This is a genomic window from Paenibacillus sp. V4I9, assembly GCF_030817295.1.
GTDB lineage: Bacteria > Bacillota > Bacilli > Paenibacillales > NBRC-103111 > Paenibacillus_E.
This window is the reverse complement of sequence record NZ_JAUSZE010000001.1, coordinates 5,561,459-5,576,417: the sequence shown is the minus strand read 5'-3', so window position 1 is coordinate 5,576,417 and position 14,959 is coordinate 5,561,459. Positions and strand designations below refer to the sequence as shown.

General features: G+C 42.9%; 14 protein-coding genes. 12 read left to right on the top strand and 2 right to left on the bottom strand.

Translation table 11 applies throughout. The features are described 5' to 3' along the window. Positions 1-90: 90 nt before the first annotated feature. Entirely contained in the window at positions 91-846 is a 756-nt protein-coding gene (locus QFZ81_RS26000; protein WP_307440104.1) for a DUF975 family protein, read from the top strand. 104 nt (positions 847-950) lie between these two features. Here QFZ81_RS26000 and QFZ81_RS25995 read toward each other — a convergent pair whose 3' ends face one another. Further along, positions 951-1,748, bottom strand: coding sequence for an HAD family hydrolase (locus tag QFZ81_RS25995; RefSeq protein WP_307605327.1), 798 nt, complete (start codon positions 1,746-1,748; stop codon positions 951-953). 205 nt (positions 1,749-1,953) lie between these two features. Here QFZ81_RS25995 and QFZ81_RS25990 point away from each other — a divergent pair, with 205 nt between their 5' ends. From QFZ81_RS25990 to QFZ81_RS25960, 7 genes are all read left to right on the top strand, one after another. Beyond that, positions 1,954-2,970, top strand: coding sequence for a hypothetical protein (locus tag QFZ81_RS25990; RefSeq protein ID WP_307440107.1), 1,017 nt, complete (start codon positions 1,954-1,956; stop codon positions 2,968-2,970). Continuing rightward, positions 2,970-3,785, top strand: a complete 816-nt coding sequence (locus tag QFZ81_RS25985; protein ID WP_307440110.1) for a hypothetical protein — start codon at positions 2,970-2,972, stop codon at positions 3,783-3,785. Before QFZ81_RS25990 ends, QFZ81_RS25985 begins: the two co-directional genes overlap by 1 nt. 265 nt (positions 3,786-4,050) lie before the next feature. After that, on the top strand, positions 4,051-4,716 hold the full coding sequence (locus tag QFZ81_RS25980; RefSeq protein WP_307605326.1) for a Crp/Fnr family transcriptional regulator: 666 nt from the start codon (positions 4,051-4,053) through the stop codon (positions 4,714-4,716). Positions 4,717-4,742: 26 nt separating this feature from the next. Continuing rightward, the gene (locus tag QFZ81_RS25975) at positions 4,743-5,582 is read left to right on the top strand and encodes an ABC transporter ATP-binding protein (RefSeq protein ID WP_307440114.1); all 840 of its coding nucleotides are present in this window, start codon (positions 4,743-4,745) and stop codon (positions 5,580-5,582) included. Further along, on the top strand, positions 5,515-6,270 hold the full coding sequence (locus QFZ81_RS25970) for an ABC transporter permease (RefSeq protein WP_307440116.1): 756 nt from the start codon (positions 5,515-5,517) through the stop codon (positions 6,268-6,270). The genes QFZ81_RS25975 and QFZ81_RS25970 overlap by 68 nt, the downstream gene beginning before the upstream one ends. Positions 6,271-6,305: 35 nt before the next feature. Further along, a complete protein-coding gene (locus QFZ81_RS25965; protein ID WP_307440118.1) occupies positions 6,306-7,334 on the top strand; it encodes an ABC transporter substrate-binding protein in 1,029 nt (342 codons plus the stop codon). A gap of 26 nt (positions 7,335-7,360) precedes the next feature. Then, positions 7,361-8,281 (top strand): MBL fold metallo-hydrolase, encoded by a 921-nt coding sequence (locus QFZ81_RS25960; RefSeq protein WP_307605325.1) that lies wholly within the window; start codon positions 7,361-7,363, stop codon positions 8,279-8,281. A gap of 636 nt (positions 8,282-8,917) precedes the next feature. Here QFZ81_RS25960 and QFZ81_RS25955 read toward each other — a convergent pair. Next, entirely contained in the window at positions 8,918-10,600 is a 1,683-nt protein-coding gene (locus tag QFZ81_RS25955) for a DUF2339 domain-containing protein (RefSeq protein ID WP_307605324.1), read from the bottom strand. 172 nt (positions 10,601-10,772) lie between these two features. Between QFZ81_RS25955 and QFZ81_RS25950 the strand changes: the two genes are divergently transcribed. From QFZ81_RS25950 to QFZ81_RS25935, 4 genes are read left to right on the top strand one after another with little or no spacing between them, the layout of a single operon-like run. After that, a complete protein-coding gene (locus QFZ81_RS25950) occupies positions 10,773-11,873 on the top strand; it encodes a GerAB/ArcD/ProY family transporter (RefSeq protein WP_307440127.1) in 1,101 nt (366 codons plus the stop codon). Between the two features lie 25 nt (positions 11,874-11,898). Then, positions 11,899-13,467, top strand: coding sequence for a spore germination protein (locus QFZ81_RS25945; RefSeq protein WP_307605323.1), 1,569 nt, complete (start codon positions 11,899-11,901; stop codon positions 13,465-13,467). Positions 13,468-13,500: 33 nt separating this feature from the next. Next, positions 13,501-14,685 carry a Ger(x)C family spore germination protein gene (locus QFZ81_RS25940; RefSeq protein ID WP_307440131.1) on the top strand — a complete coding sequence of 395 codons (1,185 nt, stop codon included), beginning with the start codon at positions 13,501-13,503 and terminating at the stop codon, positions 14,683-14,685. 6 nt (positions 14,686-14,691) lie between these two features. Then, the gene (locus QFZ81_RS25935) at positions 14,692-14,925 is read left to right on the top strand and encodes a hypothetical protein (RefSeq protein WP_307440133.1); all 234 of its coding nucleotides are present in this window, start codon (positions 14,692-14,694) and stop codon (positions 14,923-14,925) included. Positions 14,926-14,959 lie beyond the last annotated feature (34 nt).

Genomic DNA, 14,959 nt, shown 5'->3' with positions numbered 1-14,959 from the left:
ATAAAAGGCTAAGTCTCCTGTGGGTATTCCGCTATTCTAGTTTCTGCGGTACGATAGGTGGTAAATAAAGTAAGCATAGGGGGAGATAGCTTGTATTGGACGCGTAGAGATTTAAAAATCAGAGCTAAAAATGTTCTGCGGACATCGTATTGGAAAGCTTTTCTGGTTAGTTTGGTATTGGCCGTAGTTAGTGGCGGGGTATCAAGCTGCTCATTTAATTCGGGTGGAAGTACTTCGATGAGTCTTCCTGGGTTTAGCGGCGGAATGGGCGATATCTCCGACGGAGCGGGTCTTGCTATTATCCTTATCTTTGCTTTCTTGGCAGTCGTGATTGGACTCGTGGCGTTAGCTTTTAATATCTTCGTTGTGTCTCCGCTAAAAGTGAGCGTACAGCAATATTTTAAACAGGCTGCACAAGATGATGTAAACATGAACTATCTCGTTTATTCGTTTACGAAAGGCAATTACCTAGCTATTGTTAAAGGTATGTTTTGGAGCGGCCTACTTAATTTTTTATGGTTTTTACTGCTCATTATTCCAGGTATCGTGAAGTCGTATGCATACAGCATGACGCCTTTTATTTTGGCGGACAATCCTGGGATTGGGATGAAGCGAGCTGTTGATCTAAGCAATCAAATGACACGCGGGCAGAAGTGGAAAATGTTTGTGTTGGATCTTTCCTTTATTGGTTGGTTTATTCTAGGAACTTTGGCGCTGGGAATAGGCGTTTTATTCGTACTGCCTTACTATAACTCAACCAAAGCGGAGCTTTACTTGGTCATTCGACAACAGGCGTTGCATGATGGGATAAGCAGCAGCGCGGAGTTGAATTTGCCTTATGTCTAAACAGGGATACTTGTGAGGGAAATAGCAAAAAGGAGCCTGTCGATGAAATCGATAGGCTCTTTTATTTTTATTAAGCAGATTCCATTGGATATTGTGCAAACAAACTAAATATCACCCTTCAAAACACCCAGCAATTCAGGTAATGTAGCGATCTCATAACTTGGGCGATTGTGAATCGGCGCCGTGCGGTTATGATGATTGATCCAAACATTCCGCATGCCAACCCCTAACGCCCCTCTAATATCCGTATCTAAATTATCGCCAACCATGATGGTTTCTTCCACAGTGGTACCAAGCAGATTCAAAGCATGCTCAAAAATAGATGGATCAGGTTTCCCTTTGCCGAAGGAGCCGGATATAAGAATATGATCAAAGTAAGCTGCTAAAGCAGGAATGCTGTCTACTTTTTCCTGCTGCAAGTCTGGAGCGCCATTCGTCATTAGCAGTAATTGATAATTGTGATGCAAAGCATTCAAGACCTCGAACGTTGTCTCATAAACCAAGGGACGCTCTCTTCGCTCACGAGCAAATCGCTTGGCAAGCTTCTCACCTAATAAGGGATCATCGATGCCTAAGTTGAGTAAGCCTTGTGTCCATGAGTTCTTTTGATAGATAGGGGCAAACTGTTCCAGCTCCAGAAAGGATGGATGCTCTTTCGAATCGAAGCGTCCCCAGAGTGCTTCTAAGTGAGTAACCTCAATCATTTTGGCAAATTCATAACAGGCCATTGTACGAAATAGGTGCTCAGATGATTCACGTACTGCACTTTCAAGTGCTTTAGGATCAACGTTGGCTGACTCAGAGGCTGCTTGGCAGGTTACCTGAAAGGCTTCATTAATACTTTTTTCATCCCACAGTAACGTATTGTCTAAATCAAAAATAATCGCTTTGATAGGTTTCATTGCCAATAAACCTCCCCTATGCCCTATATTTAATTTGCTCCATAAATAAAAGGAAGTCAATCGTAAAGTAAGGGGAAATCATTTAAATAATTGTAAACAAACAACTAAAACAAGCCTTGTTGGATGTCATATCCATTATTCTGTCTATGTCATTAGCTATGACATATAATATATGTATAGAGACAAATTTGAGGAGATGATGGGTTTGTCAGTCCTGGTACCAATGCCGCAATCGAAAACGAATATCGGTAATTTCAAGCATACGATCACGATGTTGATGGGGATGTGGCTTATCATTGGTTTGTTTATTGATGGCTTTGCTCATAACCACGGTGCGGTTGAAACTTTTTTTACGCCTTGGCATGCCATTTTGTATTCGGGGTATCTGGCATGTGCGGTGTGGATTTTCTATTTGACTTATCAGAACAAATCTAGGGCCAATCATGCAACTTGGGTGCAGGCAATCCCGACAGGTTACAAGCTTGGCGTGGCAGGGGTGATTGTCTTTTTCTTAGGCGGTCTTGGTGATATGTATTGGCATACGGTGTTTGGAATTGAGAAGAATATCGATGCTCTTCTGAGCCCCACCCATTTGATCTTATTGACAGGTGCACTTATGATCCTGACAAGTCCGTACCGTGCGATTAGTCACGTTGAAGATGAGGTATCACCTGCTTTTCGCCTATTGCTACCTGCTTTGACCTCGGTTGCATTAACTTTTGCTGTCATGGCCTTCTTTCTCATGTATGCTTGGTCATTCCGTCAAAATCTATGGATGGCGAGGGAAGAAGATGCGGTCGCAAGAGCCGTCGTGGATTTCCTGATTACAACGATGCTGTTAGTCCTACCAGTCATGCTGATTTTAAGGAGATGGAAGATCCCATTCGGTACCGCCACTTATTTCTTTGTTTTCCAGGCGGTTCTTATGGCGATACTTGATGGCTTTACTCATTACGGATCTATTGTGATTCTACTGATTAGCGGGATTGCTGCTGATTTGATGTTTAGGTCTATTAAACAGAGGGAAGCGAGCGATTGGCGATATAAGGTTGTTTTCTTTGTTATTCCTGTTTTAATCTGGGGCTTATATTTTGCAGATTTGAGCATTTATCATACATTGGATTGGGCGCCGGAGCTTTGGGGAGGAACGATGTTCATCTGTGGGCTCTGTTCACTGGGGTTAAGCATTCTCGCGGCTCCAATTGTGCAAAGAAGAAAATGATGAAAAAAACGGTAATTATCCATATAGGTATGATACTCCTTTTAACGGCTTGCGCTACGCAACCCACAAAACATGACATGATGGGGATGCCGATTGCGACTTCTTCTCCTTCAACACATGTCCACCAAAATGACGCGATTGCTCATTTTTCAGTCGCGTCAAAGCAATATTTGCCTAATGAGGATGCAACTGTGACGATTCTCATCCAAAATAAATGGAATAAACCGATTGATAAATTCGACATCATGCATGAAAAGCTGCTGCACCTGATCGTTGTCAGTAAAGATCTTACCTATTTTGACCATCTTCATCCCGAATACGTCGGTGAAGGTCGATTTGAAATCAAGACAAAGTTCCCGGCAGGTGGCCACTATCAGCTGATCGCCGACTTCACGCCGCAAGGCATGGGTGAGACGATTCAAACGCACTGGGTAACGATTAACGGGCAGCAAAAAAAAGAAGAAAAGCTTCTACCTGATACGAATCTTACGAAAAGAGTCGGCGACAAAGAAGTAAATCTTTCCTTCGACCATTTGATGGCTGGTATGGATTTAAAAATGAACTTTATCATTAGAAATGCTGTAACGAAAGAGCCTGTAACTGATTTGCAGCCTTATCTAGGCAGTCTAGGTCATGTGGTGGCTATAAGTTCAGATGCCAAGGAGTTCGTCCATGTGCATCCGAATGATTCGAAAGCTTCTGGACCTGATGCAGCGTTCACTATCCACTTTCCCAAAAGTGGCATCTACAAAATCTGGGGTCAATTTCAGCATCATAATGAAGTGTTCATTGTCCCTTTTATCATAAAAGTATAATTTGTAATCAAAAAGAAATGTGTTATTCATCTGGGCTTAATGAAACAGGCTTATAATAGAACTCGACCCCCTTTAAAATATATATACTTTAAGACCCGCGGCCCGTTGCTGTGGGTCTCTTTTTTTTGTCCTGAACTATTTTTTTTGTATTTGTCGGGAATCCGACATTCTATCACGTTATCATGTGGTAATATAACTATAACACATCGGAATACTCAACATTAAAACATAGCGTCATAGGAACTTGGCAAAGGGGTTTTCACTTATGGACCAATTGAATGAACTTGCCGATCTTCAGGAGAAGGACCCTACCAAGGAAGTCATGATTGAGGCATTTCGTAAACATGGGGCTATCCAGACCTACAGGAAAAACGAGTTTGTTTTTCAGGAGAATGATCAACCCAGCGGTGCTTATTATGTCGACTCGGGATTAATTAAGATTTCCCAATCCTCTGAGGAGGGGCAAGGGATTACCTTATTTCTACGCTATGAGGGCGAAATATTCGGTAATGCGGAAATTTTGACGAACATTCGTCGGAAACGTTATGCCAAGTGTTTGGTAGACAGCCAAATCATTACGCTAGATGGGCGGAAATTTATCGAATTGGCCAAGGAGAATGCCGAGTTTTCTTATTCTGTTGCCGTTCTCGGAGCTCGCAGACTTCTGCAAACACAGAAGATGGTTGAAACGCTCATTTCCCGCCCTGTCGCTTGGAGGCTAGCTTGGTTCCTCATGCAGCTTGGCAAACCGACGGACGTTAAGCTTGAGGTTCAGGTGCCGCTCAGTCATGAAGAAATCTCTTATGTCATTGGCTGCAGCAGACAAACCGTCACAGAAACACTCAATAAATGGCGCGATAAAGGGCTCATCGACTACGCCAAAAAGAAGATCGTAGTTTATCATCCGAACCGTTTTTTCACAGACATATGACGGAGATTGGCCTGGAGGGCATTCAAATGATTACGATAAACAATGTGAATAAATCTTTTTCACAGCGGAAAGGCAATTCCTATACGGCGTTGGATCAAGTTTCTCTCACGATTAAGAAAGGGGAGTTCGTCTCCGTGGTAGGCCCTTCAGGCTGTGGGAAGTCAACGCTTTTGAACCTGATAGCAGGGTTTGAAAAAGTGAGCAGCGGAACGATTACCGTGGGTGGGCAAAAGGTTACGGCTCCGGGGGCTGATCGGATCGTTGTTTTCCAAGAGCACGGCCTGTTTCCTTGGCTTACGGTTCTTGATAATGTGGCATTCGGTTTGAAGCAAAAGGGGCTATCGAAGAAAGAACGCTATGCACTCGCTTTTGAGCAGATTAAAGCCGTTCACTTGAGCAAGTTTTTCGATCGTTATCCACACGAGCTATCCGGGGGAATGAAACAAAGAGTAGCCATTGCCAGGGCGCTCGTTATGGATCCCGACATTCTGTTGATGGATGAACCTTTTGCGGCATTGGATGAACAAACGCGATTTATTTTACTGAAGGATTTAGAAGAAATTTGGCTTAAAACAGGTAAAACGATTTTGTTTATTACACATAACATTCGCGAAGCCGTCATTTTGTCAGATCGGGTTATCGTTATGGCGACGCAGCCAGGTAGGGTCAAGAAGGAATTTGCCGTACAAGCAGCAAGGCCTCATCAAAGTGGCGATCCGCTCATCCACGCATTGGAAAATAAAATAATGGAAGCTCTGACGGATGAGCTCGAGAAGGTAGTCAGAGAGGAGCTCGGCCATGAATACAGCCTTAAGAAGAACAGCATTTCTAATTCTTCTGCTGATCATATGGGAGTTGGGATTTAGGGTTTTTCAGTGGGGGTGGAAGTTTCCTTCACCGCTGCAAACCTTCCAAGCCTTCTATGATGGCTTTACGCAAGGGCATCTCCTTAACGCAATTATAGCTAGTCTTCGTCGTTTACTCATTTCATTCGCGATTTCAATTGGGCTTGGGACGATTTTGGGATATTTATTTGCACGTTATCGGTATTTTGACGAAACTTTCGGCTTTGTGGTTGTTGCCCTTCAGACAGTACCGAGTATAGCGTGGCTTCCTTTCGCGATTATTTGGTTTGGACTTAATGACACTTCCGTGATTTTCATAACAACGATAGGTGCGACATGGACGATGTCCATGGCGAGCAGGACGGGGATTTTAAATATTTCACCGATTCATCTGAGAGCTGCGCAAATGCTTGGAACAGGCAGCGGTTACCGATTGTTCTTTCAAGTGCAGCTGCCGGCGGCATTTCCCCATTGGATAACAGGAATCCGAGTAGCTTGGGCCTTTGCTTGGCGGGCACTTGTAGCAGGGGAGCTTATTGCTAAGGGAGTGGGTCTCGGGCAAATGCTGCAGGATGGACGCGGCCTTGGAGATACGGCATCCATTCTGTGCGTGGTCATTATTATCGCCGTTATAGGTACAATTTCGGATCATTTCTGTTTCAAACAGCTAGAGGATAAAATCGTGCTTCGCTTTCAGCTTAAGAAATAAATAGCGTTTCATAGAACAAATAAGGGGGGATTATTTTGAAAAAATTAGGTTGGGTCATGGGTTTGGTGTTAACCGGATCACTGCTATTATCAGCTTGCGGACAGAGTAAAGAAGCACCTTCAAGTGCTGCTAGTACGACGGTGAAAATTGGTATTTTGAAAAATGTTACCCACGCTCCGGGATTTGTAGCACTGCAAAATAACTACTTCCAGCAAGGCTTTGGCCAAAATGCCAAGATTGAAGTCACGGCTTTTGACAACGGAGCGGACTTCGCAACGGCGATTGCGACAGATCAGATTGATCTTGGTTATGTAGGTCCGGGACCGGTCATCAATCAATATTTGAAAAGTAAAAATATCAAGGTGATCTCTGGAGCAAATAACGGTGGAGCGGTATTGGTGGCACGTAAGGATGCTGGCATCCAATCTGTTAAGGATCTCGTAGGTAAAACCGTGGCCGTTGCTGCCAAAGGTGGGACGCCTGATCTATCACTTCGCCTGCTGCTGAAACAGGAAGGATTAAAAGTATCCACAGATACTTCCGGTGTACAAATTGTTACACGTGCTCCGGCAGATACCTTGGTTGCGATAAGGCAGAAAGAAGTGGATGCTACATTAATTGCAGAACCTTGGGGGACACAAATCATTCAAGAAGGTTCTGGAACGATTCTAGTAGATTGGAATAAAATTCCGCCAAAAGACGGGAATTATCCATTAACAATTCTCGTAGCGAGCGATAAATTTCTCAAAGAGCACCGTGATTTGGCCAAAAAAGCCGTGAAAGCAAACAAACAAGCCATCGAATTCATTCAGCAAAACCCGAGCAAAGCCTATGGTCTGATTAGCGAAGAATTAAAGCAGTTAACCGGCAAAGGGATGGATCCGGCGCTCATTAAAGCGGCCATCGATCATTTGAAATTAACGGAAGATATCACCTTAGATGATATTAACGAGCAGGCTAAAGCCTCATTTGAGGCTGGATATTTAAAAGTGAAAGCGGAAGAACTAGACTTCACTAAATTCCTGGATTTAACGCTTTTGAATGAAGTGAAAAAAGAAAAATAAGCTAGCTTACTTAGGAGGTCATTCATTTGCACATACAACCGCAGGAAAACCTATTGCCGGATTTTCATGAGCATATCAAAGTAGTGATACTAGGTACAGGTACACCGAGGGCCTTTTATGGTAGAGCCAAAGCAGGCGTCGCCATTCTCGCAGGGGATAAAACCTTTCTGTTCGACTGCGGTGGCGCGACCGTTGATCAACTAATTAAGGCGGGGATCATGCCGCAGCGGATTTCGGCTATCTTTTTCACCCATCATCATAGCGATCATAATTCCGGATTTTTCGATGTATTCATTACGAGCTGGCGTACACATGTGATCGCGGATCGGGTATTTGAGGGGCGGAAAGGTCCAATGAATGTGTACGGGCCAACGACGACGAAAGCGATTATTAGTAAAATGAGAGAGTCTTTTGATTTCGACGTGAATCTTCGGGTGAATGTTAATTTCTCAGCTGGGGCAGGGGCGGACATTCAATATTTTGAAAGCAACGAAGGTATTGTTTACGACCAGGGTGGTGTTAAAATCACCGCTTTCGAAGTGGATCATAAGCCTGTTTATCCAGCTATTGCTTATAAATTCGAATACAACGGCAAATCGGTTGTCATTTCGGGGGATACGATCCCTGTTGAAAATATGGTTAAACAAAGTCAAGGTGTCGATTTACTTGTGCATGAATCTTACAATAAAACATGGCTAGACGCGCTTATTGCCAAATTTCCAGAGCAGACTATTGGCTTATCCAATCCTGCAAAGTATCATTCAACTACGCTGGAAGTCGCCGAAATCGCACGAGCAGCAGGGGTTGCCCATCTGGTGCTCACCCACCATATACCTGCGCCTGCAGCTAATGATGAGGCTGAGGCCGATTACACGGAAGGCATGCGAGATATCTACTCGGGTAGAATCACGATGGCTAGAGATTTAATGGCATTTGATCTTTCATAGTTAGATTGAAAAGCCGCCTCGAGTATTGACTCGGGACGGCTTTTTCGCGATTTTTGCAAGGCTAAGTGAGATAGTGGATATGCATAATATGTTATACAACAATTTAGCCAGTTTTTAGGCTGTAGAGCTGCCTTAGGCTTGAATTGTTGTATTTTCAAGACCGTCGAATTATTCGGCCAATGAGGTGTCTTATTCTTATCGGTATACATCGTCATACATGCTCTCTTGAGGTTGCAAGATGAATGAATCTATATTTTCGGTTGAAGTGATGTTGTAGAATGTACAACAATTTCTGCCAATATCCCGCCTCTCCCCCTTCATTGTTGCATATTGTACAACAATTGGGCCCGATAAAGGCGATATTGCAATCAATGGGCTCGAAATGTTGTACGGACTTCAACTTCAACTTGCAAAATAGCCTTTAGGCGTGTGAATTGTTGTAGTAATTACAACATTGGTAACCGTTTTAGCCCATACACGGAGAAGCAGGTTAAGCGCATTTTCCGAACTTAATCTGGATGGATGCGCGGGACAGTCTGCCGAGAAGTCGATTTCCGGCTTCTCGGATTCTGTGGGCGAGCTTCGGCTCGCATAGCTCTCGCTGTAAGCACGGTTTTCGCGCTTACAGCGAGGAATCTATTCCTTCCGCTTATAAAATAATCTAGAAATACCAACACCAATGGCTCCAAGTCCGATAAACAGGATAGCGCGAACAGCTGTAGATACATCAGGTAAATCGATGAAAATAATTTTGAGTAAGGTAACAAATAAGAAAATGATGCCCACTAGCCTTGCTTTAGGCTTATGGACAATGAGTCCAAAGACAATGAGTAGAATGGCATAAACAACCCACACTGCTGAAAGTATCAAATGCTGGTAATCGTATATGATCGTTCGCGTCAGGGAATTGGTCAGTTGTGTGAGATAAACAAGTAAGAGAATTAACTCCATCCATAGCAGGATGAGACTAATTTCTGTTCGAGCGCGGCCTTCTTCAATTATGGAACGGTAGAAAGCATACAGACCGCCAATAGTTGCCAAGAGTACAAGCCACGCAAAGGATTCGGCTGATAGTATATCACGTATCGGATGAGTTAGGACGAATAACATCCCTATGAAATAAGTGATAGCCCCGCTGATTTGTTGCAGTTTGCTTTTGAATTTAGCACCTAAACATAGCGCAATTGCACCCTCTACAAGAATGGCGGAGCCGGCTTGATCCGCGTGCAGCACGTAAATGAGCCAAAGGAAAACGCTGAACGTTGCAATGGATAGCTGAACGGAAAAAGCTCTCTTTTGACGATAAAGCCAGAAAGAAGTACCGCTATAGAGAAGCGACCATATCGCTAGCATCCATTCATAGAAGACACGATCTTTGGAACCGCCATATAGGCCGTACGTCCACGCCGCGAGCAGGCCGAAGCTTAGGAATAAGGTGATTCGCTGCCCAATCAGGCTGTCTTTGGAACGGAGAATAGATATCGCAAAGAGGAGCAAATGCTGCAAAATAACGACAGTAAGGATCGCTGGTCGGCTGCCTATGTCATCTACGAACAGAGTTGAAAAGACTAATGGAAGATGTAGAACTCCAAACGCAGTAAAATAAGCGCCGCGAAAGGAATAACGCAACGATAACAAGATCATGACCATTGAAAATAACCCTTCATAGCCTGCAAATACCCAAATATTTGGTTTGGCTGAGTCGACTAGGAAAGGCACTAGATAACCAGCGAGTAGCGTAATGATCATAAGTGCCTGGGACCGGTGACGGACCGCCGTAAATACACTTATAGCAATAGAAACGACGTATAGAACGAACGAAAGTGTGGATGGAATCAATGCGAATAGCATATGTGCTGCGAAAAGAGATAGAATAAGGACCCCGCTGGATCCGCCAAGCAGCACTTGCCCCAGAGCCATGCGTTTCCGGCGAATTTGGATTTCTCCTTGCCAATACATGAAGCCAGCGACGATAACGCCCAGTATGCAGCGAACAGGTTCGGTGATAATCCCCGCATTAACGGCTGCTGTAAAGCCCCATAGGACACCTAACAGGAAGACGACGATGAAAATCCGCGGCAGCCAAACGCGAGCGATCAAATGCTCCCAATCTCTTGGAGGCGCCGGTTGCTGAACCGGTATTGTTACCTCATGTTGAAGAGGCTGCTGCGTCGATTGTAGTTTTTGATCTGATATTGGTTGTGTCGTAAGTACTTTCTGAGCTTGTGATTTGGTTTCTCTTTCAAGCAGGATGCTCAGTTGTTCTTCGAGTTCTTTGACCCTCATTTCCAACGCATCCACACGTAAATCCAAATTCATACAAGCACCCCCTTTTATTTAAAAAATCCTAGGAATGTTTTTCCATCACCTATATGTTAACTATACTTTAAACCTAATCATGATGTGAAACAATTTAGAATCCATATCTTGTTAATGGTTTATGGAAATATGGGAATAGTATCATTAAATGGAATCACTAGGTGAGGGAATTATGTTGAAAGACATTAAAATATCCGTGCGTCAATTTGCTGTACTTGTGATTATATACACAATTGGGACTACAATCTTGGTTATTCCATCGGGGCTTGCTGTTGATGCCAAACAAGATGCCTGGCTCGCAGCTATAATTGGAGTTGGCTTAAATTTGTTAGTCGTATGCTTATACAACAAGGTTGGTGATTATTTTCCAAACTTGACCCTGGTTGAATATAATGAAAAATTATTTGGAAAATGGCCAGGGAAGATGCTCTCACTCGTATTTCTTTTCTTTTCTTTTATCGGAGCAGCCACTGTCTTGTTTTATATGGCAAATTTTATAAACACACACGTCATGCCGGAAACGCCCATTCAAGCCGTCAATAGTATATTTGCCATCGTTGTTGTCATGGGTGTGCGTCTTGGACTAGAAACCTTAGTCCGTGCGGCAGAGATTTTTTTCCCGTGGATCATTATGCTATTTATTATTTTGGTCGCTTGTCTTTTACCTGAGATTCAAGTTGAAAAGTTGCAGCCCATGTTCTCAGTTGGCAGTAAACCTCTGATAAAAGCGGCTTTATCCGTTGCCGGTACTTCTTCACTTCCTTTTATCGTGCTCTTCATGGTGTTCCCTGCTCATGTCAATCATTTTCAAAAGGCAAAAAAAGCTTTCCTGATTGCTACCCTAATAGGCGGAGCTTGTTTCGTAATTATCACCTTTTTATGCATATCGGTATTGGGAACTAAAATGACGGAAAGACATATGTTTCCAAGCTATGTTTTAGCCAAACAGATTAACATTGGTAATTTTTTGGAACGTGTTGAAATTCTTATAGCAGGGATATGGTTTCTAACGGTTTACTTCAAGACAACCTTTTATTTTTATGGTTTCGTTACGGGACTAGCTCAAATTTTGAAGATAGAAGATTATCGCCCGCTCGTTTGGCCCTTAGGGATGATTCTGGTTGTTTTTTCGCTTGTTGTATATCCGAATGTTGCTTATATGGCGGAATTTGATACCAAAGCTTATATCCCCTACGCTTTAACCATTGGACTGCTGTATCCGATCCTCATAATAGGGGTTGCCGCGATCCGAAAGTCAATGATGAAGAACTAAGATCACTTGAAAAGGTGGTAATACCATGAAGTTCATCAAAAAAATTCTTCGGAATAATTATAACAGCGTAACAGACGCACGGCCCAATCAGACTGGCTTATTGATCCCAAAGGAAGCTCTTGAGGAGTCACTAGATCTTAACTTTGACAAAGTCAAAAAAGCCTTTGGAAACAGTAATGATATCATCACTCAGACTATACAACTGAATGAAGCAGATCCAATACAAATTGGAGTCATTTATATCAATGGACTGATTAGTCCAAGTTCTATTCAAACCATGCTAAGCGAAAATTTAAAAGTTGATTCAAGTGAGTTCCCGTTTAATGCATTAAGAAATTCAATGAGCATACTTGGTCAAGTTCGCGAAATTACCGATTTTGAAACCTTATATCAATCTATTTTATCGGGATTAACGGTTATTTTAATGAATGGATATGTACAAGGGTTGGCGGCGAATACACAAGGCGGGGAGTATCGTTCCGTTGAAGAACCAACGACTCAATCAGTTGTAAGGGGCCCCCGTGAAGGGTTTACAGAGCTAATAAGCACAAACACCTCACTCATCAGACGAAAAATAAAAGATCCCAACCTATGGATGGAATCCATGACAATCGGTCGTGTGAGCAAAACGGAAGTCGCCATCATGTATTTGAATGGAATTGTGAATGAGAAGTTGGTGGAGGAAGCAAGAATTCGGCTCGGGCGCATCGATATTGATGCGGTTTTTGAAAGCGGCAATATCGAAGAGTTGATCCAAGACGAAACATTCACCCCGTTCCCAACCTTGTACAATACGGAACGTCCCGATGTTATTGCTGCAGGCATAATGGAAGGGCGTATCGCTATTCTTGTCGATGGCACTCCCTTTGTGCTTATGGCACCTGCTTTATTCACTCAATTTTATCAATCTGCAGAGGATTACTACCAACGAGCGGATTTTGCAACACTACTTCGTTTACTTCGTTACGTATGTTTTTTCATATCTTTGTTGGCTCCGTCCCTATATATTGCCATAACCACCTTTCACCAAGAACTGCTGCCCGCGTCTCTTCTGATCAGTTTAGCTGCTCAAAGAGAAGGGATCCCTTTCCCTGCTTTTATCGAAGCTGTCGTCATGGAAATAACCTTTGAAATCCTTCGAGAAGCCGGTGTGAGGCTGCCGAAGACTGTCGGACAAGCCGTTTCAATTGTAGGGGCACTAGTCATCGGTCAAGCAGCAGTAGAAGCAGGTTTGGTGTCTCCTGCGATGGTTATTATAGTGGCTATCACTGCCATCTCCAATTTTGTCATTCCTTCCTTCAATATGGGGATTACGATTCGGATTTTGAGATTTCTTTTAATGCTTATCGCGGCTTCTTTTGGTTTATTTGGCGTTACAGTTGGGCTTATCGCGATCGTTCTTCATTTGTGCAGTTTAAGGTCCTTCGGAATTCCTTACATGTCTCCAATGGCGCCGTTCATATTAGCGGATCAGAAAGATACGATTTTTCGCTTCCCGCAATGGGCTTTATATGCAAGGCCTCGGCTTATCAGTCAAAAAAATAACATTCGAGAGAACAATGCTTCTTCGAATAAGCCTGAAACCAAGCCCTAGATAAAGGAGTCAATCGTAATGCGAAGATATGGAATGCTGCTCGTCGCCTTGTTCATCATAATTGGATTACTCACGGGATGCTGGAGTCGACGCGAGCTTAATGATCTCGCCATATCGATTGGTATGGGTTTTGATAAAAAAGATGATCAAGTGCAGGTGACGATTCAAATTGTTAACCCCGGTGAAGTGGCTTCAAAAAGAGGAGGGACTGGAATGACTACACCTGTAAGCACATTTCAAGCAACATCCCAAACTATTTTTGAAGCTTTAAGAAAAATTTCCAAACAAAGTCCAAGAAGAGTGTACTCTTCCCATCTTCGGATTCTTGTGATCAGTGAAGAATTGGCCAGAGAAGGGATTACGCCGATTTTGGATGGGATTTCAAGAAATCATGAGATGCGAACTGATTTCTATATCGTTGTTGCCAAAGGAACAACGGCTGAGAATGTATTGAAAATTCTTACGCCTATCGAGAAAATTCCCTCAAATAAATTGTATACCACTTTAGAGTTATCTGAAAAGGTTTGGGCACCTACGGTAAAAGTAAAATTAGATACTTTAGTTTCTGATCTGCAAACAGAGGGAAAAGATCCCGTATTAACAGGCATACAAATTAAAGGTGATCCAAGAAAAGGTAGTGATATGAGTAATTTGGATCGAATAGCCCCTTCTTCCTATTTACAATATTCGGGTGTAGCGATTTTTAAAAAAGACAAACTTATCGGTTGGCTAAATGAAAAGGAAAGTAAAGGCTACAATTATATTATAGATAACGTTAAAAGCACGATCGGACATATACCTTGCCCCACAGGCGGCATTTTAGCAGTAGAAGTGGTGCGAACTAAAACGAGAATGAGAGGAAAAGTGGAGAACGGCAAACCGCAAATCTTTGCTGATGTTTATCTTGAGGAGGATGTGGGTGAAGTGCAATGTAAGATCGATCTCATCGATCCTCAAAGCATAGAGGAACTGGAGAAAGCAGCGGAAAAAGAGGTGCAAAGCATTATGGAAGCCGCTATTCAAAAAGCAAAAAAATACGATGTAGATATTTTCGGCTTTGGTGAAGCGATTTATCGTGCCGACCCCAAGTATTGGAATAAAAACAAAAGTAACTGGAAGGAGCAATTTGTTGATTTACCCGTACATGTGAAAGCAGAAGTCAAGATTCGTCGTTTGGGCACTGTAAGTGATTCTCTGTTACAAAAAACAAAGGAATGATAAAAAATGTGGACAATTGCTGCGATACTTTTGGCCTCTACAGCTATCGCGATACTAGAGATTCCAGCGCTTATAAAGAAAAGGCTGCATAAAGAATTTGTTATTTTCTGCTGTTTATTGTTGCTGGGTACAATACTGAGCATTGCCCAAAGTTTGCAAATGAAACTGCCCAACCCGTTAGATTTCATCACCTTTGTTTTTCAACCTTTCAGCAAGTTCTTACTTGGGCTTTTGAAATAAAATGAGATAGAACGAGAGGAGGGCGTAGCAAGGA